Origin of the sequence: Noviherbaspirillum saxi (assembly GCF_003591035.1) — a bacterium.
Taxonomy (GTDB): domain Bacteria; phylum Pseudomonadota; class Gammaproteobacteria; order Burkholderiales; family Burkholderiaceae_D; genus Noviherbaspirillum; species Noviherbaspirillum saxi.
In genome coordinates, this window is record NZ_QYUO01000001.1 from 1719227 (window position 1) to 1742570 (window position 23344).

General features: G+C 57.6%; 22 protein-coding genes and 1 riboswitch. Of the genes, 16 read left to right on the forward strand and 6 right to left on the reverse strand.

What is annotated here, in order from left to right; all coding sequences use genetic code 11:
- Positions 1-136 precede the first annotated feature (136 nt).
- The 6 genes from D3871_RS08090 to D3871_RS08115 are packed head-to-tail and all read right to left on the reverse strand — an operon-like array spanning position 137 to position 4571.
- Positions 137-913, reverse strand: coding sequence for a peptidylprolyl isomerase (locus D3871_RS08090; RefSeq protein ID WP_119768419.1), 777 nt, complete (start codon positions 911-913; stop codon positions 137-139).
- A gap of 55 nt (positions 914-968) precedes the next feature.
- A complete protein-coding gene (locus tag D3871_RS08095) occupies positions 969-1244 on the reverse strand; it encodes a BolA family protein (RefSeq protein ID WP_119768420.1) in 276 nt (91 codons plus the stop codon).
- Entirely contained in the window at positions 1241-1861 is a 621-nt protein-coding gene (locus D3871_RS08100; RefSeq protein ID WP_119768421.1) for a septation protein A, read from the reverse strand. Before D3871_RS08100 ends, D3871_RS08095 begins: the two co-directional genes overlap by 4 nt.
- 30 nt (positions 1862-1891) lie before the next feature.
- Positions 1892-2287, reverse strand: coding sequence for a peptide-methionine (R)-S-oxide reductase MsrB (gene msrB, locus D3871_RS08105; protein ID WP_119768422.1), 396 nt, complete (start codon positions 2285-2287; stop codon positions 1892-1894).
- Positions 2284-3789 (reverse strand): protein adenylyltransferase SelO, encoded by a 1506-nt coding sequence (locus D3871_RS08110; RefSeq protein ID WP_119768423.1) that lies wholly within the window; start codon positions 3787-3789, stop codon positions 2284-2286. The genes msrB and D3871_RS08110 overlap by 4 nt, the downstream gene beginning before the upstream one ends.
- Complete coding sequence (locus D3871_RS08115; protein ID WP_119768424.1) at positions 3786-4571, reverse strand: Crp/Fnr family transcriptional regulator; 786 nt, start codon at positions 4569-4571, stop codon at positions 3786-3788. Before D3871_RS08115 ends, D3871_RS08110 begins: the two co-directional genes overlap by 4 nt.
- Before the next feature lie 198 nt (positions 4572-4769).
- Between D3871_RS08115 and D3871_RS08120 the strand changes: the two genes are divergently transcribed.
- The 16 genes from D3871_RS08120 (at position 4770) to D3871_RS08200 (ending at position 23331) form a co-directional block, all read left to right on the forward strand.
- Positions 4770-5546: a class II aldolase/adducin family protein gene (locus D3871_RS08120; RefSeq protein ID WP_119768425.1), complete on the forward strand. Its 777-nt coding sequence runs from the start codon at positions 4770-4772 to the stop codon at positions 5544-5546.
- 21 nt (positions 5547-5567) lie between these two features.
- Positions 5568-6155, forward strand: coding sequence for an HD domain-containing protein (locus D3871_RS08125; protein WP_199724740.1), 588 nt, complete (start codon positions 5568-5570; stop codon positions 6153-6155).
- Between the two features lie 172 nt (positions 6156-6327).
- The gene (locus tag D3871_RS08130) at positions 6328-7980 is read left to right on the forward strand and encodes a 3-(methylthio)propionyl-CoA ligase (protein ID WP_119769972.1); all 1653 of its coding nucleotides are present in this window, start codon (positions 6328-6330) and stop codon (positions 7978-7980) included.
- A 108-nt stretch (positions 7981-8088) separates the two neighbouring features.
- Positions 8089-9336 (forward strand): branched-chain amino acid ABC transporter substrate-binding protein, encoded by a 1248-nt coding sequence (locus D3871_RS08135; RefSeq protein ID WP_119769973.1) that lies wholly within the window; start codon positions 8089-8091, stop codon positions 9334-9336.
- A gap of 325 nt (positions 9337-9661) precedes the next feature.
- Positions 9662-10909 carry a branched-chain amino acid ABC transporter substrate-binding protein gene (locus tag D3871_RS08140; protein WP_119768427.1) on the forward strand — a complete coding sequence of 416 codons (1248 nt, stop codon included), beginning with the start codon at positions 9662-9664 and terminating at the stop codon, positions 10907-10909.
- A 96-nt stretch (positions 10910-11005) separates the two neighbouring features.
- The gene (locus D3871_RS08145; protein ID WP_119768428.1) at positions 11006-11953 is read left to right on the forward strand and encodes a branched-chain amino acid ABC transporter permease; all 948 of its coding nucleotides are present in this window, start codon (positions 11006-11008) and stop codon (positions 11951-11953) included.
- 5 nt (positions 11954-11958) lie between these two features.
- The gene (locus D3871_RS08150) at positions 11959-13260 is read left to right on the forward strand and encodes a branched-chain amino acid ABC transporter permease (RefSeq protein ID WP_233575555.1); all 1302 of its coding nucleotides are present in this window, start codon (positions 11959-11961) and stop codon (positions 13258-13260) included.
- Positions 13257-14021, forward strand: a complete 765-nt coding sequence (locus D3871_RS08155) for an ABC transporter ATP-binding protein (RefSeq protein WP_119768429.1) — start codon at positions 13257-13259, stop codon at positions 14019-14021. The genes D3871_RS08150 and D3871_RS08155 overlap by 4 nt, the downstream gene beginning before the upstream one ends.
- Complete coding sequence (locus D3871_RS08160; protein ID WP_119768430.1) at positions 14022-14735, forward strand: ABC transporter ATP-binding protein; 714 nt, start codon at positions 14022-14024, stop codon at positions 14733-14735. It abuts the gene before it with no gap.
- Between the two features lie 85 nt (positions 14736-14820).
- Positions 14821-15405, forward strand: a complete 585-nt coding sequence (locus tag D3871_RS08165; RefSeq protein WP_119768431.1) for a gamma carbonic anhydrase family protein — start codon at positions 14821-14823, stop codon at positions 15403-15405.
- Between the two features lie 113 nt (positions 15406-15518).
- On the forward strand, positions 15519-15755 hold the full coding sequence (locus D3871_RS08170; protein WP_119768432.1) for a hypothetical protein: 237 nt from the start codon (positions 15519-15521) through the stop codon (positions 15753-15755).
- A gap of 249 nt (positions 15756-16004) precedes the next feature.
- On the forward strand, positions 16005-18083 hold the full coding sequence (locus D3871_RS08175) for a 3-hydroxyacyl-CoA dehydrogenase NAD-binding domain-containing protein (RefSeq protein ID WP_119768433.1): 2079 nt from the start codon (positions 16005-16007) through the stop codon (positions 18081-18083).
- Positions 18084-18230: 147 nt separating this feature from the next.
- Positions 18231-18443, forward strand: a riboswitch (cobalamin riboswitch).
- Positions 18444-18715: 272 nt separating this feature from the next.
- Complete coding sequence (locus D3871_RS08185) at positions 18716-20251, forward strand: CoA-acylating methylmalonate-semialdehyde dehydrogenase (protein WP_119768435.1); 1536 nt, start codon at positions 18716-18718, stop codon at positions 20249-20251.
- A gap of 13 nt (positions 20252-20264) precedes the next feature.
- Entirely contained in the window at positions 20265-21425 is a 1161-nt protein-coding gene (locus D3871_RS08190) for an acyl-CoA dehydrogenase family protein (RefSeq protein WP_119768436.1), read from the forward strand.
- Positions 21422-22204 (forward strand): enoyl-CoA hydratase, encoded by a 783-nt coding sequence (locus tag D3871_RS08195; protein WP_119768437.1) that lies wholly within the window; start codon positions 21422-21424, stop codon positions 22202-22204. Before D3871_RS08190 ends, D3871_RS08195 begins: the two co-directional genes overlap by 4 nt.
- Complete coding sequence (locus D3871_RS08200; RefSeq protein WP_119768438.1) at positions 22201-23331, forward strand: enoyl-CoA hydratase/isomerase family protein; 1131 nt, start codon at positions 22201-22203, stop codon at positions 23329-23331. Before D3871_RS08195 ends, D3871_RS08200 begins: the two co-directional genes overlap by 4 nt.
- Positions 23332-23344 lie beyond the last annotated feature (13 nt).

The following is a 23344-nucleotide window of genomic DNA, read 5'->3' on the forward strand; positions in this document are numbered from 1 at the left end:
TGCACGAATCCGCCAACGTCAGTCTGGCCATTATGGTCGAAGCACTACAACGGTATAAAAAAAGCGCTCCGAATGGAGCGCTTTTTGTTTGTTCGCCCGAAGGCGAGGGTGGCCTGAATACACCACCCGCAAGCTGTTACTGAATTTTTGCTTTCTTGCGCAGGTCTTCCTGGAAAGCCTGCAGCTTTTTCTGTTGCAGCGATTCGGCGATCTGCGGCTTGACTTCTTCTAGTGTCGGGATCTTGGCAGCGCGCACGTCTTCCAGCTTGATCACATGGAAACCATACTGGGTCTTGACCGGTGTTTCAGTGATCTGGCCTTTTTGCAAACCAGTCATCGCATCCGAGAATGGCTTGACGAAAGAAGCAGGGGAGGCCCAATCGAGGTCGCCGCCATTGGCTGCCGAACCCGGATCTTTCGATTGCTTGGCGAGCTCTTCGAACTTGGCGCCGCCCTTGAGCTTGGTGATGATGGCTTTGGCTTCGTCTTCTTTTTCAACCAGGATGTGACGGGCATGGTATTCCTTGTCGCCGGCCTGGGACTTGAACTTGTCGTATTCAGCCTGGATCTCGGAATCCTTGACCGGATTCTTCTTCAGGTAATCCTGCACCAGCGCGCGAATCGCGATCGACTGGCGGGCGATTTCGACCTGATTCTTCACTTCGGCCGAATTGCTCAAGCCCAGCTTGTCGGCTTCCTGGATCAGGATTTCGCGGTTGATCAACTCTTCCTTGACCATCGCGCGCAGTTGCGGCGAGTCCTGCTGGCCTTGTGCCGACAGTTGCTTGACCATGGCATCGGCGCGCGAGGAGGGAACGGGTTTGCCGTTCACGACGGCGAGGTTTTGCGCCATAACTGGCATAGCAAGAGCGCCGACAAGCAACATCAGCAGGCGAGCAGGTTTCAAAGTCATTTATGTAGTCCTAACATCTGAAAAAAATAAGAGATTAAACCAAATTCAGGCGCGTCTACGCGGAGAGTTCAGACGGCGCGACGGCAATGATGTTGATGGCGTGAATTTCAGTTGCCATCATGTCACGGAGGCAATCATACACCAGCCTGTGCCGCGCTATGCGATTCAGGCCGGCAAAGCGTTCAGAGACGAGGCGAAGCTTGTAGTGGCCTGCGCCCGAAGCGGCACCTGCATGACCGGCGTGCAGGTGGGACTCATCGTCGAGTTGACATTCCAGCGGTGCGAAAGTTGCAATGAGCCGGTCACGAATTTTCTCGATACGTTCGCTCATTGCTGATCCTTGACATGGCGCGACAACATCAGACTTTGTGCGATCACAAAGGCAAGCATGAGTCCAGTAAAGCCGAACAGCTTGAAATTGACCCAGAACGCTGTGGAAAAATTATAGGCCACATACAGATTGACCAAGCCCATTGCGCCGAAGAATGCAGCCCAGGACAAATTCAGCTTTTGCCATACCGCATCCGGCAAGGAAAGCTGCTTTTGCATCATCAGGCGAATCAGGTTTTTACCCAGCAGAAACTGGCTGACGACAAGTGCCGCGCCGAAACACCAATACAACACGGTCGGCTTCCACTTGATAAAAGTTTCATTGTGAAAATAGATGGTCGCTCCGCCAAACAGGGTAATGATGGCAAATGACACCCACAGCATGGTATCGACCTTTTTTCCACGCATGAGCAGATAGCCGATCTGTCCTATCGTCGCGATGATTGCCACCGCTGTCGCAAGCATGATCGGCGCCTGGGTGGCGGTCACGGCGCCGCCGGAGACCAATCCGGACAAGTACTGCTGCGCCAGGGCCTGCGCGGAGTCCGCATGGCCTTCTCCCCATTTGAACATTGCAAAGAAGAGAATGACCGGGAAGAGATCGAACAGGAACTTCATATCGGTGGAGGATCTTTCGTAAAGGCGTGATTAGCTGGGTTCAAAACGCAGCGACGCGGAATTGATGCAGTAGCGCAGCCCTGTGGGAGGCGGACCGTCCGGAAATACATGGCCGAGATGCGCGTCGCACACATTGCAGAGAATTTCGGTGCGTATCATGCCATGACTGCGGTCGATCCGCTCGGAAACATTGGCCGGATCCAGTGCCTTGAAATAGCTGGGCCAGCCGCAACCCGAATCGAATTTGGTATCGGACTCGAACAACGGGGTATTGCAGCATACGCAAACATAGATGCCGTGTTCGTGATGATCCCAGTATTTCCCGGTAAAGGCGCGTTCAGTCGCCGCGTGGCGGGTTACCTGATATTCCAGAGGCTCAAGTGCGGCGCGCCATTCGGCGTCGGTCTTCGTTACTTTGTTTGTCATGATGAGCAACTCACCTCAAGTTCGTTTGCCCAGTCGGGCGGCAGTTCAGCATAGCTTTCGTTTTCGGGCTGCTCGTCGAACGGGCGTTCCAGGACAGCGAGCAGGCGGGCAACTTCGGAAAAGTCCTTATTTTGCGCTTTTTCAATCGCAATTTGTGCAAGGTAATTGCGCAGAACGAATTTCGGATTCACGGTATGCATTTCGGCTTTGCGTACCGCATCGTCGCTGTTTTCCTGACGAAGGCGCAGGCGATATTGCGCAGCCCATGCGTCGAAGGCAGGACGATCGATGAATAAATCGCGGATGCCTTCATCAGCCGCAGGATTGTCGACCTGAAGTCCCGCAAGACGTCTGAAGAACAATGTGAAGTCGACATGGGTTTTCTGCATCAGCTCGTGCATGGCTTCGATGAGCTTGCCGTCCTCGGGGAGATTGCTATGCAGGCCGAGTTTTGCATGCATGAGCTGGTCGAATTTGTTTTCGTAGGCAGACTTGTAGATTGCCAGCACCACATGGACATCATCGACTTCGCCTATCAGCGGCAACAATGCCTGCCCAAGCGCGAAACAATTCCATTGACCGATGCGCGGCTGCATATGGTACGCATAGCGACCCTGATGATCGCTATGGTTGCATATATGTCCAGCGTCGAAGGCTTCCATGAAGCCGAATGGCCCGTAATCGATGGTCTGGCCGAGAATGGACATATTGTCGGTATTCATGACGCCATGCATGAAGCCGACCGCTTGCCACTGCGCCATCAGCTCGGCGGTGCGACGCGTCACTTCGGTCAGTAGTGCCGCATAAGGCTGCGCCGTCGCACGTAACGCAGGATAAAAGCGATCGATGACATAGTCGGCAAGGATCTTCAATTCATCTTTGCGGTCGTTGTAGAACCAGTGCTCGAACGAGCCGAAACGGATGAAGGTCGGCGCCATTCTGGTGGCGATCGCGCTGGTTTCCGGCGTTTCGCGCATTACCAGCATGTCGGAGCCGGTCACGCAGAGGGCACGCGAGGTCGGAATGCCAAGCGCGGCCATCGCTTCCGAGCAGAGAAATTCGCGTATCGATGAACGCAGCACTGCGCGGCCATCTCCCATGCGGGAGTAGGGCGTCAAGCCGGCACCCTTGATCTGAAGCTCCAAGCGGTCCGGATGCGAGCCGTCCATGGCCGGCACATCGCCCAGCAGGATCGCTCGCCCATCGCCGAGCTGACCGGCCCATACACCGAACTGATGGCCCGAATAGACGGCTGACAGCGGTTCGGATCCGGGTAATACGCGATTACCCGAAAAAGCGTCGATCGCATGCTGCTCGCTCAATGCGGTCACATCGAGTCCGATCAATGCTGCGGCCGAGGCGCTGGCACCGACGAGGTAGGGCGCAGGAACCGGGGTCGATTGCAGGCGCGTATAAAACGAAGCGGGCAAGCCGGCAAACGAGTTTTCAAAAGGCAATTCATCCACACGGTAGTGGACCAGGCCTTTCTGAGGTGCATTCATGAAACTTCCTTGAGTGAGGACGTGTCCGGGAGTGGCGCTAAAGGCTTTACGGTCCGTTTCCTCGTTTGTTCGGGATAGGCGAGCGATGCGAGAACCTCGGGCTGCCTGATCGATATGCGTCCATATTTGGTTTTTATCAAGCCGTTTTGTTCCCACGCATGTAACTGTTTGGAAATGCTTTGCCGCGACTTGCCCAGCAAGTGCCCGAGTTCTTCCTGTGTCAGTGGCACTTCGCGCCCGCGCGCGTCGACTGCGGCATTCAGGGGTGAAGGCTTGATGTGTGCCAGTTCAAGCAGGCGACGCGCGAGCCGCTGAGTCAGCGGCGCGACCACGGCTTCCTCGACCAGATCGAAGGTGGCACGCAGGCGCATGCTCAATACTTTGGCAAAGCGTTCGTAGATCGACGGATAGCGCGCAAGCAGCCGCTTGAAATCGGTCTTTGCGTGAAATAGCAGAATGGTAGGACCCGAAGCATGTCCGTCGTGGGTACGAGGCAAACCGTCGAACAGGGAAATCTCCCCGAAGCAGTTTGGCGCGTCGAGCACGGCGATGGTGGTGGACTGGCCGTCTGCCGTCGCGCGGGTGAAGCGTACCGCGCCGCTGGCGATGGTATAGAAACCGTCCGCTTCCGCACCGCGGGCATGGATGAGTGTGCCGTCTTCCGCCGAACGCAGCGTTCCGCAGGCCGCCGCGACATCGATCACGTCGTCGGAAAAACCGGATAGCCAGGAACGCCGCAACACGCTTGCCTTGTCGATCTGGTCGATACTGCGATTTTGCATCGGAAATGTTAAGAAGTTGACAGTGTTATGCGGGGCGATATAACGATACTGTACCGACCTGAGCGGCTTGTGCCTGGTTCTACTGCGTCACAAAATTTGCTGTAACGTTTCCTTCCCTAAAGGAGGAGTCGAGCAGCAAAGGTTTATGCTGAAGTAGCTACACAAGCCTTCATTTTGACAGAGAAGAGGAGACCCCATATGAACGCGCCCGAAAAACTGGCCATCCCATCCCTAAAAGACCGGGTTTCTCCCGAGGAATGGCAAGCCCGAGTGGACCTTGCCGCCTGTTATCGTCTTGTAGCCGATTTCGGCTGGAGCGATCTGATCTTTACCCATATCACCGCACGCGTACCCGGTACCGAAGACCAGTTCCTGATCAATCCCTACGGCATGATGTTCGACGAAATCACTGCGTCATCGCTGGTAAAAATCGACATGAACGGCAACAAGATCGAAGAATCGCCATTTCCGATCAATCCCGCAGGTTTCACGATTCATTCCGCGATTCATGCAGTCCGTCATGACGCGCAATGCGTTCTGCATGTCCACAGCATCAACGGCGTTGCGGTGTCGGCGCAAAAAAATGGCTTGCTGCCGCTATCGCAGCAGTCGATCTTTGTGCTCTCCAGCCTCGGATATCATGACTATGAAGGTGTGGCGCTCAATGACGAGGAAAAGCCGCGCCTGGTTGCCGACCTGGGCAATAAAACCTATCTGATGCTGCGCAACCATGGCTTGCTCACCTTGGGTAAGACAATCGCGGATGCCTTCGTCAACATGTACATATTCGAAGCAGCTTGCATGATACAGATCCGTGCACAGGCAGGCGGTAGCGATCTGATCTCCATACCGCAAGCGATTATCAGCGGTGCGCAGCAACAGGCGCGTACCGTCACCAAGTCACAAGGCGGCATGCTGGCATGGCCAGGACTGTTGCGTCGCCTCGATCGCATCGATCCTTCCTACCGCGACTAACACCAAAAGAAAGAGAATCCCATGGAGACTATCGCTCACCCGCGCGCCACCTTTCGCGACATGCAGGAAAGCACCGCCGACGACTGGAAAATCATCGGTGATGAATTCAAAAGCTATGCCGCTGCCTTGCCGGATCGCGTGCTCGTTCATTTGCGCCTCTTGGACGGCGACTGCGGCGGCTTTCCGGTCGACCGGCTGACGCACAGTCTGCAGACCGCGACGCGCGCCTATCGCGACAAGCGTGATGAAGAGTATGTGATATGTGCGTTGCTGCACGATATCGGCGACACACTTGGAAGTTTCAATCATCCGGATATCGCGGCAGCCATCCTCAAGCCCTTCGTCAGTGCGGAAAACCATGCCATCGTGGAAAAGCATGGCATTTTTCAAGGCTACTATTTTTTCCATCATCTCGGCATGAACCGCAACCTGCGTGATCAGTTCGCCGGGGAATCTTTCTACAATGCCACACTGGAGTTTTGCGAAAAGTACGACGCGCCTGCATTCGACCCCGATTACGACACGCTTCCGCTGGAATTTTTTGAACCAATGTTGCGTCGCGTGATGGCGCGACCGAAAAACACCATCTACAAATCCGTTACCGAGTAAAAAGTCTTGAACATGACATTGGTGCGGTGCGTCATCGAAAGTCATTGACGGTTTTAGTACGGTCGTTCAAAAATCATGCTTCGTTAGAGCCGGTGATGAATGCGGCTGATTGATCTGCTGCATTCATCACCGGCTCTGGAAGAAGAATTCTAACTACGAGGCAGGAGGCATGATGACGGAATTTCCTAAGAGCCCATTGATGGGCCAGATGATGAGCCAGCCCTTGCTCATCTCAAGCATCATCAAGCACGCTGACCGTTACTACGGCAGCAATGAGATCGTTTCACGCCGCGTGGAAGGCGATATCCATCGCTACACTTATCGCGATTGCCACAAGCGTTCGCGCCAGATGGCAAATGCACTGGGCGGCCTTGGCGTCAAGATAGGCGACAGGGTGGCGACCCTGGCATGGAACGGCTATCGCCACCTGGAGCTGTACTACGCAATCTCCGGCTCCGGCGCAGTGATGCACACCATCAATCCGCGCCTGCATCCCGAGCAGATCGCCTATATCGCCAATCATGCCGAAGACATGTATCTGTTCTTTGACATGACTTTCCTGCCGCTGGTCGAAGCATTCGCCGCGCACTGCAAGACGGTCAAGGGTTTCATCGCCATGTGCGACAAGGACCGCATGCCGGCCGAGAGCAAGATTCCCAACCTGATGTGCTACGAAGAACTGCTCGAAAAAAATTCCGACCAGTACGAATGGCCGCTGTTTGACGAAAACTCCGCTTCCAGTCTTTGCTATACCTCCGGCACCACAGGCAATCCCAAGGGCGCGCTGTATTCTCACCGCTCGACGGTATTGCACTCCTATGCTTCCGCAATGCCCGACGCCCTGAACGTGTCGGCGCGCGACTCGGTCCTGCCCGTGGTGCCGATGTTCCACGTCAATGCCTGGGGTCTGCCGTATTCGGTTCCGCTGACCGGCGCGAAGCTTGTCTTCCCCGGTCCGGCGCTGGACGGCAAATCGGTCTATGAACTGTTCGAGCAGGAGAAGGTGACGTTCTCCGCGGGCGTGCCCACCGTGTGGCTCGGTTTGCTGACCTATGTCGGACAAAACAATCTGAAGTTTTCGACCTTCAAGCGCACCGTGATCGGCGGATCGGCCTGTCCGCCCGCAATGATGAAGACTTTCCGCCAGCAATACGGCGTCGAAGTGGTGCATGCCTGGGGCATGACGGAAATGTCGCCGCTGGGTACCGCCGGCACATTGCAAAGCCATCACATGGATCTGCCTGAAGAGAAGAAGCAGGCGATCCTCGAAAAGCAGGGTCATGCGATCTACGGCGTCGACATGAAGATCGTCGGCGACGACGGCAAGGAACTGCCTTGGGACGGCAAGACCTACGGCAACCTGCTGGTCAAGGGGCCGTGGATCATCAGTAGCTATTTCAAGAACGAGGCCGGCGATGTGCTGCAGGACGGCTGGTTCCCGACCGGCGACGTCGCCACCATCGATGCCGATGGTTATATGCAGATCACCGACCGCAGCAAAGACGTCATCAAGTCCGGCGGCGAGTGGATCGGCACGATCGATCTCGAAAATATCGCGATGGCGCATCCTGCCGTGCAGCAAGCTGCATGCATCGGCGTATTCCATCCGAAATGGGACGAGCGCCCGCTGCTCGTCGTGGTGAAGAAGCCAGGAGCCGAAGTCACCAAGGAAGAACTCATCAAGTTCTATGAGGGCAAGATCGCGAAGTGGTGGACGCCCGACGATGTCACTTTCGTCGATGCGCTGCCCATTGGTGCGACCGGCAAAGTGCTGAAGAACCGCATTCGCGAACAGTTCAAGGAGTATCGGCTTCCGACTACATGACCGGAAGCGCTCCGCCACGTTTAACACAACAAGAAGCCACTACAAGAAGCCGGAACGGCCATTGATCCAATGAGTAGCAAGTAACCCTACATAAGGATGAGACACATGATGAAGAAGATTCGCCCACTCGTTTTGGCAGTTTCCGTCGCGGCTGCGTTCGCTGCTCCAGCGTCACACGCAGATGTCATCAAGATTGCGATGATCGATACGATGTCGGGCGCATTTGCTCCTATCGGACAAAACCAGCTGAACACCTTCCGCATGTTCACTGAAATGGCAAACCAGCAGAAGTGGGCTGGCAACCATACGCTCGAAGTGCAAGCCTTCGACGGAAAGGGCAGCCCGCAGGAATCCCTGAACCAGCTCAAGACCGTGATCGATCAGGGTTACCGTTACATCGCGCAGGGCAACGGCTCCGGCGTCGCCCTGGCCCTGGTGGATGCGGTCAACAAGCACAACGAACGTAACCCCGGCAAGGAAATCGTATTCCTGAATTACTCGGCAATCGATCCTGACCTGACCAATAGCAAGTGCAGCTTCTGGCACTTCCGCTTCGACGCCAATTCCGACATGAAGATGGAAGCTCTGACTTCCTACATGGCCAAGGACCAGGAGATCAAGAAGGTCTACATCATCGGCCAGAACTATGCGCACGGCCATCAGGTCACCCGCGCAGCGAAGGAATACCTGAAGCGCAAGCGTCCGGACATCCAGATTGTTGGCGACGACCTGCACCCGATCGCGACCGTCAAGGACTTTGCGCCGTATGTCGCCAAGATCAAGGCTTCCGGCGCTGATTCCGTCATTACCGGCAACTGGGGCGCCGACCTCGCATTGCTGGTCAAGGCAGCCAAGGACGCTGGCCTGACCGCCAAGTTCTACACTTACTACGCCGGTACGTCGGGCGTGCCGACCGCAATGGGCGGCGCTACCGCAGGCATGGTGAAACAGGTCGCTTACTGGATCCCGAATAACGAAACCTTCTCCGGCAAGGAAATCGTTGAGGCCTTCAAGAAGAAGTACAACGACGACTTCTATGTCCAGGACATCTATACCCTCGTGCAAATGGTATCGAAAGCCGTAAAAGACACCAACACGACCGATCCGACCAGGGTTGCCTTCGCGCTTGAAGGCATGAAAACCAAGGCGATCAATGGCGATGTGGAAATGCGCGCAGCCGACCATCAGTTGCAGCAACCGCTCTACATTTCCACCTGGGCAAAAGTCGACGGCAAGAAGGTCAAGTACGACCAGGAAAATACCGGCTATGGCTGGAACATGGATCAGAAGATCGAATCCTACGTCGCCACTCAGCCGCATTCGTGCCAGATGAAGCGTCCGGCACGCCCGTCCTAAGCATCACCTCTCAGCGGCATGGTACCGAAGCGGTCCATGCCGCATTTCGCTGCAATGCGGCGAATGTATCCGACAGCAACACCTTATCGCGCAACGATGGTCATGACGACTAACGGAATGCGAGGCAGGCGCGCATCCTTATCGGCAATGCGGCAGCCTGTGCGGCAGTACGGTTTTTTGCACTATTTCTGGGCCAGAATCGACTCACGCACGAAAGGGAAAAGCCATGCAAAACACCAGTTAGATTCCTTTGATTTCCGTGCTTTACACCGGGTATAACCATCGATATGCTGTAAACACAAAACACCTATAAAGGAAGAGACAAATGGCTATCCAATTCAAATCCCTCATCATTCCACTTTCTTTGGCCGCTGCATTCGCCGGTCCCGCTACGGCGCATGCAGAAACGGTGAAGATGGCGTTTATCGATCCTCTGTCGGGACCATTCGCACCGGTCGGACAAGGCATATTTAAGAGCTGGCAGTACATCGCCGAAATGGCAAATGCGCAGAAATGGGGCGGCGATAACACCTTCGAGATCGTCGGTTTCGATAACAAGGCGAGTCCGCAGGAATCGCTGTCTCAATTGAAAACTGCAATCGACCAGGGTTACCGCTATATCATCCAGGGTAACGGATCCGGTGCTGCGCTTGCCCTGATCGACGCGGTCAACAAGCACAACGAACGCAATCCGGGCAAGGAAGTCCTGTTCTTGAATTATGCCGCGGTCGATCCCGACTTGACCAACAGCAAGTGCAGCTTCTGGCACTTCCGCTTCGACGCCAATTCCGACCAGAAGATGGAAGCCTTGACTTCCTACATGGCCAAGGACCAGGAGATCAAGAAGGTCTACATCATCGGCCAGAACTACGCGTTCGGTCATCAGGTCACGCGTGCTGCGAAGGAATACCTGAAGCGCAAGCGTCCCGATATCCAGATCGTTGGCGATGACCTGCACCCGATCGGACAGGTCAAGGACTTCGCTCCCTATGTCGCCAAGATCAAGGCATCGGGCGCGGATACTGTCATCACCGGCAACTGGGGTGCAGACCTGGCGCTGCTGATCAAGTCCGCCAAGGAAGCCGATCTGAAGGCAAACTTCTTTACCTACTACGCCAGCACCACCGGTGTTCCGACCGCCATGGGTTCCGCAGGAGCCGAGCGTGTCAAATACGTCGGCTACTGGAATCCCAACAATGAAAAATTCGTTGGCAAGGACATCGTCGAAGGCTTCAAGAAGAAGTACAACGACGACTACTATGCAATGGCTACCTACACCGGCCTTGCGATGGTAGCCAAGGCGATGAAGGACACCAAGTCGACCGATCCGCTCAAGGTAGCACTGGCGCTCGAAGGCATGAAAGTCCAAAGCCTGAACGGTGACGTCGAGATGCGCAAGTCCGACCATCAACTGCAGCAGCCGCTGTATATCGCGACCTGGACCAAGGTCAATGGCAAGGATGTGAAGTTCGACCAGGAAAACACCGGCTACGGCTGGAAGACCGATGTCAAACTCGATGCCTTCGTTGCCACTCAGCCGACGTCCTGTCAGATGAAGCGTCCGACGAACTAATCATGTTCCCCGGCGGCGTGTCGCACCAGACACGCTGCTTTTTTATTGTCTAAAAAAAGTACGGTCGTACAAGAATTTTGAAATAGGGGTTGCCTCGTGGAGTTCACTTTAATTACCTTGCTTAACGGTTTGAGCTACGGGCTCCTGCTGTTCATGCTTTCATCCGGCCTGACGCTGATTTTCAGCATGATGGGTGTGCTCAATTTCGCGCATGCGAGCTTTTACATGCTCGGCGCCTACTTCGCCTATGCGATCAGCGTCAAGATCGGCTTCTGGCCAGCGCTGGTCGTGGCGCCCTTGCTGGTGGGCGTGATCGGCGCCGTGGTCGAGCGCTACGGCTTGCGCTCGGTGCACAAGTACGGCCACATTCCCGAACTGCTGTTCACCTTCGGCCTGTCGTACGTGCTGGTCGAACTGGTGCAGCTGATCTGGGGCCGCGCCGCGGTGCCGTATCCGATTCCGGCCGAACTCGACGGTCCGCTGTTCACGCTGTTCACCACCACCTTCCCGATGTATCGCGGCTTCATGATGCTCATCGCGATCCTGATGCTGGTGTCGATCTTCCTGGTCCTGACCAAGACCCGCATCGGGCTGGTGATCCAGGCTGCACTCACGCACCCGGACATGGTCGAAGCGCTCGGCCACAATGTGCCGCGCGTGTTCATGCTGGTGTTCGGCGGCGGCTGTGCGCTGGCCGGACTGGCCGGCGTGATCGGCGGCAATGCCTTCGTGACCGAACCCGGCATGGCCGCCACGGTCGGCTCCATCATCTTCGTGGTGGTGGTGGTCGGCGGCATGGGTTCGCTGGTGGGCGCCTTGCTCGCCTCGCTGCTGATCGGCATCCTGCAAACCTATGCGGTGGCGCTGGATTACTCGTTTGCCACCCTGCTGGCAGGACTGGGCACCACGGTCACGCCGGACACCTTCGGCTTCCCGGTGCTGAAACTGACGATTTCGCAAGTGGCGCCGATCATGCCCTATCTGCTGCTGGTGCTGATCCTGATCTTCCGCCCGCGCGGCCTGATGGGAACACGGGAAGGCTAATGAACATGACTACCTTGACCATGAATAAAACAATGACGTACAAGCCGATGAACCTGGCGCGCTGGATCATCTGGGGCCTGTTTGCGGTGGGGCTGATCATCGCGCCGCTGCTCTTCAAGTCCGGCGCGTCGCTGTCGATCCTGTCGCAGATCGGCACCGTGATGATCTTTGGCTTGTCCTACAACATGCTGCTGGGGCAGGGCGGCATGCTGTCGTTCGGCCATGCGGTGTATTCCGGCCTGGGTGCATTCTTTGCCATCCATGCGATGAACCTGGCCAGCGCCGGCCAGATGTGGATGCCGGTCACGATGATTCCGCTGGTCGGCGGCATCGCCGGCATGTTCTTCGGCATGCTGTTCGGCTATGTGACCACCAAGAAATCCGGCACCACCTTTTCGATGATCACGCTGGGTATCGTCGAACTGGTGTTCGCCTGCTCGCTGATGTTCCCCGAGTTCTTCGGCGGCGAAGGCGGCATTTCGACCAACCGGGTGTATGGCGAGAAGTTTCTCGGCATCACCTACGGTCCGCAGATCCAGGTGTATTACCTGATCGCCGCCTGGCTGTTCATCGCCACCATCGGCATGTATGCGTTCACGCAAACCCCGCTGGGACGCATCATCAATGCGGTGCGCGACAACCCGGAGCGGGTCGAGTTCATCGGCTACGACACCCAGTGGGCGCGTTACCTGACCCTGATCCTGTCCGGCTTCTTTGCCGGCATCTCGGGCGCGCTGTCGGCGATCAACTTCGAGATCGTCACGGCCGAAAACGTCAGCGCGATCCGTTCCGGCGGGGTGCTGCTGTTCACCTTCATCGGCGGCGTCGGCTTCTTCTTCGGCCCGATGATCGGCGCCATCATCGGCGTGTTCCTGACCGTGATGCTGTCGGATTTCACCAAGGCCTGGCAGCTGTATCTGGGCGTGTTCTTCATCCTGATCGTGATGTATGCCCCGTTCGGTGTGGCCGGCATCATCATGCTCAACCTGCGCGTGGCCAAGTACGGCAAGTTCAAGCGCATCTGGCCGCAGATGGCGGCCATGTGCGCGGCCGGGCTGGTGGCGCTGGTGGGGGTGATCATGGTCATCGAAATGCTGTACCACTACACGCTGGAATCGGTGAATGGCACCGAAATGAAGCTGTTTGGCACCATGGTCGATACCGCGGCGCCGACTGGCTGGAGCATTGCGCTGGCACTGCTGGCGGCAGGCGGGCTGGCGTTCTGGAAAACCAAGAAATCATTTGCAACCGTGTGGGGCGAAGTGAATAGCGAAATTGAAGAACAGATCCGGAGGGCCACGGCATGAGCGCGTATTCCCTTGAATTGAAAGATGTGCGCAAGAGCTTCGGCAAGTCGGAAATCATCCGCGGCGCCAACCTGAGTGTGCCCAAGGGCGAGCGCTTTGCGATCATCGGCCCCAACGGCGCCGGCAAGTCCACGCTGTTCAACCTGATCTCGGGCCGGTTCCCGGTCAGTGCGGGCGAGATCCTGCTGAACGGCAAGAGCATCCTGGGGTTGAAGCCATTCGAGATCAACCGCAGCGGCTTGTCGCGCAGTTTCCAGATCACCAACATCTTCCACCGCTTGTCAGTGTATGAAAACCTGCGCTGCGCGGTGCTGTGGTCGCTCGGCTACAAGTACTCGTTCTGGCATCGCCTGAACGGCTTGAAGGATGCGCAGGAGCGGGCCGAAGCGGTGCTCGAGCAAATCGGCCTGCGCCGTCGGCGCGATACGGCGGCCGGCTTGCTGACCTATGCGGAACAGCGGGCGCTGGAAATCGGCATCACGATTGCCGGCGGCGCCGAGGTGATCTTGCTGGACGAGCCGACGGCCGGCATGAGCCGGTCGGAATCGGATGCGGCGGTCGAGCTGATCCGCAAGGTGACGGTGGGCAAGACGCTGTTGATGGTGGAGCATGACATGAGCGTGGTATTCGGCCTGGCCGACAAGATTGCGGTGGTGGTGTATGGCGAAGTGATCGCCTGCGACACCCCGCAGAATATTCGTGGCAATCACAAAGTGCAGGAAGCCTATCTGGGCGGCCATGCACCGGCGGAGGCAGCATAAATGGCAGCATTACTGGAAATCAAGGACCTGCACGCGTATTACGGCAAGAGCCATGTGCTGCACGGGGTGGACCTGCAGGTGGGCGAAGGCGAAATCGTCAGTCTGCTGGGGCGTAACGGCGTGGGGCGCTCGACCACGGTGAAGTCGACCATGGGGCAGGTCGACGTGACCGGCTCGATCAAGTTCAAGGGCGAGGAAATCAGCGGCCTGAAAGCGTTCGAGATTGCGTACAAGGGACTCGGGTATGTGCCGGAAAACCGCGACGTGTTTCCGACGCTCACGGTGGAACAAAACCTGATCCTGGGCGAAAAGAACGGCAAGGGCGCCAAGAAGAAGCCGCGCTGGACGCTGGACGACATGTACCAGATGTTTCCGCGCCTGAAGGAACGGCAGCATACGGCAGCCGGCGTGTTGTCGGGGGGCGAGCAGCAGATGCTGACCTTGTGCCGTACGCTGATGGGCGACCCGGACCTGATCATGATTGACGAGCCGACCGAAGGACTGGCGCCGAAGATCGTGGACCTGGTGGCGGAATACCTGAAGGCGTTGAAGAACCGGGGTATTTCGATCCTGCTGGTGGAGCAGAAGCTGGCGATTGCGATGGAGATTTCGCAGCGGGTGTATGTGATGGGCCATGGCGCGATCGTGTTCGAGGGCACGCCCGACGACTTGCGCGCCAATGCCGCCATCCGCAAGGAATGGCTCGAAGTGTAGAGCAGTTTTATTGCGTGCTACAGAAGATCCGAGGCGGGGTGCCATGCACTTCGCCTTGTTTTGTTCAATCTTGTGAGGGAGTGATATGCCTGTAATCGGACCGGACGTCAGTCTGAACAATCCCGCCTACGTACACGACAGCGCACTCCTGTATGGCAAGGTGACGGTCGGTGCACATGCGTCGATCTGGATGAATGTCGTCGCGCGTGCCGAACACAAGGAAATCGTGATCGGCGAATACACGAATATCCAGGACTTCGTGATGTTGCATATCGGCGATGTCACGCCGACGCTCATCGGCAGCCACTGTTCGATTACGCATCACTGCACCATCCATGGCTGCACCATCGGCGACAACTGCCTGATCGGGATCAACTCCACCATTATGGATGGCTGTGTGATCGGCGAAAACAGCATCGTCGCCGGCCATGCCTTTCTTAAGGAAGGCACGGTCATCCCGCCTAATTCCATCGTCATGGGCGCGCCGGGGAAGGTCACGCGCATCCAGAACAACTTTGTACGAAACCGCATCAACGCCTATATGTATTACCGCAATGCGCTGGCCTATGCATCGGGCGACTTCCGCGCCTGGGCCGCCGAGTCCATGCCGAAGCAAATTGCCGAAGAAGTGAAGCGTCTATCCAACCTGCTGGAAGAAGGTCAGCCATAAGGCGTCATCCTCTGGGTTCACGTAGCAAGAATAGTATTCTCCTGGCCTATAAACGCGCGTTCAAGACCGACCGCATTCCATCGCCCATAAGCGCTGCCCAAGGCTATGACGGCATGCACCTTTTATATCTTGCCATCCGGCAGGCCAATTCTACCGAAGGTCCGAAGATCCTTGCGGCGCTGGAAAGCCTGAAGAGCCGCTATAAGGGCGTTATTACCAGCTACAACAAACCGTTTTCGAAAGAAGACCATGATGCCATCACGCAGAACCTGCTGATCATGGACGAGGTTGCGTCCGGACGCGTCGATCCTATGCCGACGACCAGAGAAAAGGTGTCATATTGCGTATGAAAGCGCAGTAACAGCGTCTGCAACTTGCATCGGCAAACCGGGTCTACGGGTCTATTATTTCAGGCTCGTTTTTTTTGCCAAAAATAATACGTCCGTGCTTTTTTGCGGTATAGTTAGGCGTTCCAAAACCAAAAATAGTGGTTGCCAGCCTCGATACAGCTTGCGATTCATCGTGATTCCGCACGGTAGCCACACGCCGCAATCAATGAATCGACAATCTCACAGACATCTAATTTAAAAGGAAGAGATATGACTGCCGAATACAAGGTCAACGGCGCGGTAGCCGTCATCACGCTCAACAATCCCCCGGTAAACGGCCTCGGCCATACGACCCGTAGCGCCATCGTCGACGGCATGAAGCAAGCCCTGAACGACGATGCGGTCAAGGCGATTGTCATCACCGGCGCGGGCAAGGCATTTTCGGGCGGCGCCGACATCAAGGAATTCAATTCGCCGAAAGCCTTGGCGGAACCGACTCTGCACACAGTCATCAACGTCGTTGAAAGCTCCACCAAGCCGGTAGTTGCCGCGATTCATAGCGTTTGCATGGGTGGCGGTCTTGAACTCGCTTTGGGCTGCAACTATCGCGTGGTATCGCCGGCTGCCCAAATCGCACTGCCGGAAGTCAAACTCGGCATCCTGCCCGGTGCTGGTGGAACACAGCGCCTGCCGCGTGTACTCGGTCTTGAAATGGCCTTGAACATGATCGTCTCTGGCAATCCCGTGCCATCGGACAAACTTGCGAAGACAGGCCTGTTCAATGAGCTGGTCCAGGGCGACCTGATGGAAGGCGCAATGGCCTTCGCCGACAAGGTTGCCGATGTGCGTCCGCTGCCGAAGGTGCGCGACATTAAGGTCGACTATCCGAATTACGAAGGTTTCCTCCAGTTCTCCCGCAACACCGTGCGCGCAATGGCTGGTCCGTTCCCGGCGCCGTTGAAGTGCGTGGAAGCCGTCGCCGCCTCCGTCACCAAGAAATTCGATGACGGCATGAAGTATGAACGCGAACTGTTCACGGAATTGGTTCAGACAACTGAATCCAAGGCCTTGCGCCATTCCTTCTTTGGCGAGCGCGCGGCCAGCAAGGTGGCTGATGTACCGGAAGACACGGCGACACGCCCCATCAAGTCGGCTGCGGTCGTAGGCGCCGGCACCATGGGCGGCGGTATTGCAATGAACTTCGCGAATGCCGGCATCCCGGTCAAGATTCTCGAAATGAAACCGGAAGCGCTGGAAAAGGGCTTGGCGACGATTCGCAAGAATTATGAAAACACGCTCAAGAAGGGCAAGCTGACCCAGGAAAAATTCGACCAGCGCGTCGGCCTGATCACCGGCACGCTGTCCTATGAAGATATTGGCCAGGCCGATATCGTGGTCGAAGCGGTATTCGAAGAGATCGGCGTCAAGGAACAGGTATTCAAGAAGCTGGACGAAGTGATGAAGCCGGGCGCAATCCTCGCATCGAACACCTCGACACTAGACGTCAATAAGATCGCCAGCTTCACCAAGCGTCCACAGGATGTGATTGGCCTGCACTTCTTCAGCCCGGCCAATGTGATGAAGCTGCTGGAAATCGTGCGCGGCGAAAAAACAGGCAAGGATGTTCTCGCTACATCCCTGCAGCTGTCGAAGAAGATCAAGAAGACCGGCGTTGTTTCCGGCGTCTGCGATGGTTTCATCGGCAACCGCATGATCGAGCAATACAGCCGTCAGGCCGGCTTCCTGCTGGAAGAGGGCGCATCGCCCGAGCAGGTGGACAAGGCGATTGAAAAATTCGGCTTCGCAATGGGTCCGTTCCGTATGGGCGACCTCGCAGGCAACGACATCGGCTGGGCAATTCGCAAACGCCGTTACGTCGAAAAGCCGGAAGTCACTTATTCCAAGACTGCGGACCTGCTGTGCGAAATGGGCCGTTACGGTCAAAAGACCGGAGCAGGCTGGTACGACTACAAGCCGGGCGACCGCAAACCCTATCCGGCGCAAGTCGTAAACGACATGATCGTCAAGCACTCGGCCGATCTCGGCATCGAGCGCCGCAAGATCAGCGACCAGGAAATCGTCGAACGCCTGGTGTATGCACTCGTCAATGAAGCTGCTTACATCCTCGAGGAAGGCATCGCCCAGCGCGCATCCGACGTCGACATGGTATACCTGACCGGCTACGGTTTCCCGCTGTTCCGCGGCGGCCCGATGTTCTACGCCGATACCGTTGGCCTGCAGAACGTTGTGATGGCAATGGAAAAGTATGCGAAAGGCCGTCATGGCCAAGCCTGGAAACCAGCACCGCTGCTGGCAAAACTGGCGGCCGAAGGCAAGACCTTCAACTGACGCGCCAACGTAATACCTCGATTTACCGGAAAGCCCGGGCCCTCAAGGCCCGGGCTTTTTTCTTGAGGATGAAACTGCACTAGCATTGCGCCCTCATTCGGCAAAACATGCGTATTTTGTATTTACGTTTACGTTAACGTAAATTGATGTTATCGTTAATCATCAGGTGCTGCACCGCCGATTCCGGCGTGCAGTTAAACGGGAAAGCGGTGCGTGTCTATGTATGTGACACCATGCCGCTGCTGCCCCCGCAACGGTAAGCAAGTGTGGTCGCGTCTTTCACGCCACTGGTCGATGGACCGGGAAGGCGATGCGGCAAGTCTTGCAAGCCCGGATACCGGCCTGATGATCTATCAGGAATGGTTGCGGAGGGCAGCGATTCGATGAAGGTCACGTATCGCCTGTGCCATGCAGTGCGCAGCGAGAGGGCCTTATTCGATTTTGCTTCCACCTTCATTCCTTGGGTCTCGGTCGTGCACGGAGGGTGCGTTACCGGGGCGCGCAATGTCCTTTCTTGCAGCGCTCAGTTCGCGGGGCCGGTGCACGAGCGCAAGGAAGGCTGGTGTGCCGGTTCCCTTTACATCATCTGGCTGTAGCGATTGCAGCACAGCCCTGATTCGAGGAAACAGACCATGACCAATCCAGCACAGGCCCATGCGGCCGCCTTTCCCTTTGTCCCCACAGTCAAGCTACTGATCAACGGCGAACTTGTCGAGTCATCGGCCAGGGAATGGCGCGATGTCGTCAATCCCGCCACCCAGGAAGTCCTGGCCCGCGTGCCGTTCGCCACGCCGGAGGAAATCCAGGCGGCGGTCGCCAGCGGCAAGCGCGCTTTCCAAACCTGGCGCAAGACCCCGATCGGCGCGCGCGCGCGTATTTTCCTGAAGTATCAGCAACTCATCCGCGAGAACATGAAGCAACTCGCGGCTATTCTGACGGCAGAGCAAGGCAAGACGCTCGCCGATGCGGAAGGCGATATTTTCCGCGGGCTGGAAGTCGTCGAACATGCCGCCAACATCGGCGGCCTGCAAATGGGCGAACTAGCGAACAATGTCGCCAATGGCGTCGATACCTATACCCTGCTGCAGCCGCTGGGCGTATGCGCCGGCATTACACCTTTTAACTTCCCTGCGATGATTCCGCTATGGATGTTCCCGATGGCGATCGCATGCGGCAATACGTTCGTGCTGAAGCCTTCGGAACAGGATCCGTTGGTAACGATGCGGCTCGCTGAACTGGCGCTGGAAGCAGGCATTCCGCCCGGCGTGCTGAACGTGGTGCATGGCGGCGAAGACGTGGTCAATGCGATCTGCGACCACCCGGATATCAAGGCTGTGTCGTTCGTCGGTTCCACCCGTGTCGGCACGCATGTGTACCAGCGCGCCTCATTGGCCGGCAAGCGCGTGCAGTGCATGATGGGCGCGAAAAACCATGCGGTCATCCTGCCGGACGCCAATAAGGAACAAACCATCAATAGCCTGGTCGGTGCGACCTTCGGCGCCGCTGGACAGCGCTGCATGGCCGTATCCGTGGCAGTACTGGTCGGAGACGCCCGGCACTGGATAGCGGATCTGGTGTCAACCGCAAAGACGCTCAAGATCAATGCCGGAGTCGAGCCGGGTACCGACGTGGGGCCGGTGATCTCATGTGCTGCACGCGAACGTGTGCTCGGCCTGATCGAGCGCGGCGTGGCGGAAGGCGCAACGCTGGAGCTCGACGGCCGCCGCCCGCATGTGCCTGGCTATGAACAAGGGAACTTCGTCGGTCCGACGATCTTCTCCGGCGTCAAACCCGGCATGAGCATCTACGATCAGGAGATCTTCGGCCCGGTACTTTGCCTTGCCTCGGCGGCCACGCTTGACGAAGCGATCGACCTGATCAACGCCAATCCGAACGGCAACGGCACGGCGATCTTCACGCAGTCCGGCGCGGCCGCGCGCAAGTTCCAGGAAGAGATCGACGTCGGCCAGATCGGTATCAACGTGCCGATCCCGGTGCCGGTTCCGCTGTTCTCATTTACCGGTTCGCGTGCGTCGAAGCTGGGCGACCTTGGTCCGTACGGCAAGCAGGTCGTGACCTTCTATACCCAAACCAAGACCGTGACACAGCGCTGGTTCGATGACAACAGCTTGTCGGTCGGCGTCAATACCACCATTGCACTTAAGTGATGCGGGAGCTGCAATGGATTTCGATCTCACGCAAGAGCAACTGGCGTTTCGCCAAACGGCACGGGATTTCGCCACCGGCGAGTTGATCCCGCATGCCGCGCATTGGGATGCTCATGCACTGTTCCCGAAAAGCACACTCGCCAAGGCGGGCGAACTCGGCTTTTGCGGCATCTATTCACCGGAGGAAGCCGGTGGACTGGGCTTGTCGCGGCTGGACGCCACAATCGTGTTCGAAGAGCTGGCTGCGGCGGACCCGTCCACTACGGCTTATCTCACGATCCACAACATGGCGACCTGGATGCTATGCACCTGGGGAGCGCCTGCGGTGCGCGCGCATTGGGGCCCGCTGCTGACCGGCGGCAGGAAACTGGCCTCCTACTGCCTGACCGAATCCGGCGCAGGTTCGGATGCCGCCGCATTGAAGACGCGTGCCGAACGCAACGCGGACGGCTATGTCCTCAATGGCAGCAAGGCATTCATTTCGGGGGCCGGCGACACCGATCTACTGGTAGTCATGGCGCGCACCGGGGGCGCAGGTGCGGCCGGCATTTCCGCCTTCGCGGTCCCGGCCGATGCGCCGGGCATTACCTACGGCCGCAAGGAAGAAAAAATGGGTTGGAACAGCCAGCCGACGCGCGCGATCACCTTCGACAACGTCCGCATTCCGGCCGACCATCTGCTGGGCCAGGAAGGCGAAGGCTTCAAGATCGCGATGCGCGGCCTGGATGGCGGCCGTATCAACATCGCCACCTGCTCGGTGGGCGCGGCACAAGGCGCGCTCGACGCCGCGCAGCGGTATGTGACCGAACGTCGGCAGTTCGATCGTGTGCTGGCGGATTTCCAGGCGATCCAGTTCAAGCTTGCCGACATGCTGACGGAGCTGGTAGCCGCGCGCCAGATGGTGCGGCTGGCCGCGACCAAGCTCGACGCCAGGGCGCCGCACGCAACAGCGTATTGCGCGATGGCCAAGCGGCTGGCGACGGACATCGGCTTTACGGTCTGCAATGAAGCGCTGCAGATTCACGGCGGCTACGGCTACACCCGCGAGTATCCGCTGGAGCGCTTGATGCGCGACGCGCGTGTGCACCAGATCCTCGAAGGCACAAACGAAATCATGCGCAACATCGTCGCGCGCCATTTGCTGGACACCATTTCTACTGGAGAGATTCGATGAGTAATTACACCAACCTGCAGGTCGAGATCACCGGCCATACCGCAGTCGTCACCCTGTCCAATCCGTCTGCCAATACGTTTACGCGGGACGGCCTGATCGCACTGACGCAACTCGTGCACGACCTGAATGCGAACCGCGACATCGTCAGCCTGGTGGTGACCGGCCAGGGAGAGAAATTCTTCTCCGCAGGCGCCGACCTCAAACAGTTCGCCGAGGGAGACAAGGCGCTGGCTCGCGAGATGGCGCGACGCTTCGGCGAAGCATTCGAAGCGCTGTCGCGTTTTCGCGGTGTGACGATTGCCGCTATCAACGGCTATGCGATGGGAGGCGGCCTGGAATGCGCGCTTGCCTGCGACATCCGCATCGCCGAAGAGCAAGCGCAAATGGCACTGCCCGAAGCTGCAGTCGGCTTGCTGCCCTGCGCCGGCGGCACGCAGAATCTGTCATGGCTGGTCGGCGAGGGCTGGGCCAAACGTATGATCCTGCTGGGCGAGCGTATCAACGCGGCCACGGCATTGCAAATCGGCTTGGTTGAAGAAGTTGTGCCTGCCGGCAAAGCGAAGGAACGCGCGCTGGCCTTGGCGAAGCTGGCGGACAGGCAGAGTCCCATCAGCATCGCTGCCTGCAAACGCCTGATCCAGGGTGCGCGCCATCAGCCGCTTGCGCAAGCGCTGCCGCAGGAGCGCGAAGCGTTTGTCGACCTGTTCGACACCCATGACCAGCAGGAAGGCGTCAATGCCTTCCTGCAAAAGCGCGCGCCGCAATGGAGGAATGCATGACGGCCTCCGTCTTGTTCGAGGAACGGCTTGCCGCCAATGGCATGCGCATCGGAGTCGCCACGCTCAATGCGGAAAAAACGCTCAATGCATTGTCGCTGGACATGGTGCATTTGCTGACGAACAAGCTGCATGCCTGGGCCGACGAGATCGGCATTGCACTGGTGGTGTTGCAGGCGGCTGGCGAGAAAGCATTTTGCGCGGGCGGAGACCTGCACAATCTGTATCACGCAATGCGGGAGCACCATGTCTCTGATGCGTGCGGCGACGTGGCCGCCAATCGCTATGCCGCCGATTTCTTTGCGCATGAATACCGTCTCGATTACCTGATCCACACCTATCCCAAGCCGGTGCTGTGCTGGGGCCACGGCATCGTGATGGGCGGCGGAGTTGGCTTGATGGCCGGCGCCAGTCATCGCGTCGCCACCGAGCAGTCGCGGGTGGCGATGCCGGAGATTTCGATTGGCCTGTATCCGGACGTCGGCGGTTCCTGGCTGTTGTCGCGCATGCCCGGCAAGACGGGGCTATTCCTGGCACTCACGGGCGCGCAGGTTCGCGCAGCCGATGCCTTGTTTACCGGGCTGGCGGATTACGCTCTTTCACAATCCAGCAAAGTCCCGGTGCTTGAAACCTTGCTGGTGCAGCCGTGGACAGCGCAACGCCGCGACAACGATGCCTTGCTGTCGCAGGTGTTGCGGCGATTTGCCGATCCGGCACTCGCCGCACCGGGACCGCTGCAGAAGCATTTCACCGTCATCAATACCTTGTGTGGCGACACCGATATACAGCGCATCGTCTCCGCCATTACCTCGCTGGATATCGATGATGAATGGCTGCACAAGGCGGCGACGACGCTGGTAGCAGGTTCGCCTAGTTCGGCCGCCTTGGCGCACGCGCTGCTGCAACGGGCGCGAAACATACCGCTGGCCGATGTGTTCCGGATGGAGTATGTCGTATCCCTGCATTGCGCGGCGCGCCACGATTTTGGCGAAGGCATTCGCGCCTTGCTGATCGACAAAGACGGCAAACCGCAGTGGGAGCCAGCGTCACTGAAAGGCGTGACACCGGAAATGCTGGAGGCTTATTTCACCGAACCTGCATGGACTCGGCATCCATTAGCCGATCTTTAACCGCATCTATTCT

What these genes read in the sequence shown, in the direction of transcription:
- D3871_RS08090 (WP_119768419.1), bottom strand. Translation starts at nt 913, where the DNA reads ATGACTTTGAAACCTGCTCGCCTGCTGATGTTGCTTGTCGGCGCTCTT.
- D3871_RS08095 (WP_119768420.1), bottom strand. Translation starts at nt 1,244, where the DNA reads ATGAGCGAACGTATCGAGAAAATTCGTGACCGGCTCATTGCAACTTTC.
- D3871_RS08100 (WP_119768421.1), bottom strand. Translation starts at nt 1,861, where the DNA reads ATGAAGTTCCTGTTCGATCTCTTCCCGGTCATTCTCTTCTTTGCAATG.
- msrB (WP_119768422.1), bottom strand. Translation starts at nt 2,287, where the DNA reads ATGACAAACAAAGTAACGAAGACCGACGCCGAATGGCGCGCCGCACTT.
- D3871_RS08110 (WP_119768423.1), bottom strand. Translation starts at nt 3,789, where the DNA reads ATGAATGCACCTCAGAAAGGCCTGGTCCACTACCGTGTGGATGAATTG.
- D3871_RS08115 (WP_119768424.1), bottom strand. Translation starts at nt 4,571, where the DNA reads ATGCAAAATCGCAGTATCGACCAGATCGACAAGGCAAGCGTGTTGCGG.
- D3871_RS08120 (WP_119768425.1), top strand. Translation starts at nt 4,770, where the DNA reads ATGAACGCGCCCGAAAAACTGGCCATCCCATCCCTAAAAGACCGGGTT.
- D3871_RS08125 (WP_199724740.1), top strand. Translation starts at nt 5,568, where the DNA reads ATGGAGACTATCGCTCACCCGCGCGCCACCTTTCGCGACATGCAGGAA.
- D3871_RS08130 (WP_119769972.1), top strand. Translation starts at nt 6,328, where the DNA reads ATGACGGAATTTCCTAAGAGCCCATTGATGGGCCAGATGATGAGCCAG.
- D3871_RS08135 (WP_119769973.1), top strand. Translation starts at nt 8,089, where the DNA reads ATGAAGAAGATTCGCCCACTCGTTTTGGCAGTTTCCGTCGCGGCTGCG.
- D3871_RS08140 (WP_119768427.1), top strand. Translation starts at nt 9,662, where the DNA reads ATGGCTATCCAATTCAAATCCCTCATCATTCCACTTTCTTTGGCCGCT.
- D3871_RS08150 (WP_233575555.1), top strand. Translation starts at nt 11,959, where the DNA reads ATGACTACCTTGACCATGAATAAAACAATGACGTACAAGCCGATGAAC.
- D3871_RS08155 (WP_119768429.1), top strand. Translation starts at nt 13,257, where the DNA reads ATGAGCGCGTATTCCCTTGAATTGAAAGATGTGCGCAAGAGCTTCGGC.
- D3871_RS08160 (WP_119768430.1), top strand. Translation starts at nt 14,022, where the DNA reads ATGGCAGCATTACTGGAAATCAAGGACCTGCACGCGTATTACGGCAAG.
- D3871_RS08165 (WP_119768431.1), top strand. Translation starts at nt 14,821, where the DNA reads ATGCCTGTAATCGGACCGGACGTCAGTCTGAACAATCCCGCCTACGTA.
- D3871_RS08170 (WP_119768432.1), top strand. Translation starts at nt 15,519, where the DNA reads ATGCACCTTTTATATCTTGCCATCCGGCAGGCCAATTCTACCGAAGGT.
- D3871_RS08175 (WP_119768433.1), top strand. Translation starts at nt 16,005, where the DNA reads ATGACTGCCGAATACAAGGTCAACGGCGCGGTAGCCGTCATCACGCTC.
- D3871_RS08185 (WP_119768435.1), top strand. Translation starts at nt 18,716, where the DNA reads ATGACCAATCCAGCACAGGCCCATGCGGCCGCCTTTCCCTTTGTCCCC.
- D3871_RS08190 (WP_119768436.1), top strand. Translation starts at nt 20,265, where the DNA reads ATGGATTTCGATCTCACGCAAGAGCAACTGGCGTTTCGCCAAACGGCA.
- D3871_RS08195 (WP_119768437.1), top strand. Translation starts at nt 21,422, where the DNA reads ATGAGTAATTACACCAACCTGCAGGTCGAGATCACCGGCCATACCGCA.
- D3871_RS08200 (WP_119768438.1), top strand. Translation starts at nt 22,201, where the DNA reads ATGACGGCCTCCGTCTTGTTCGAGGAACGGCTTGCCGCCAATGGCATG.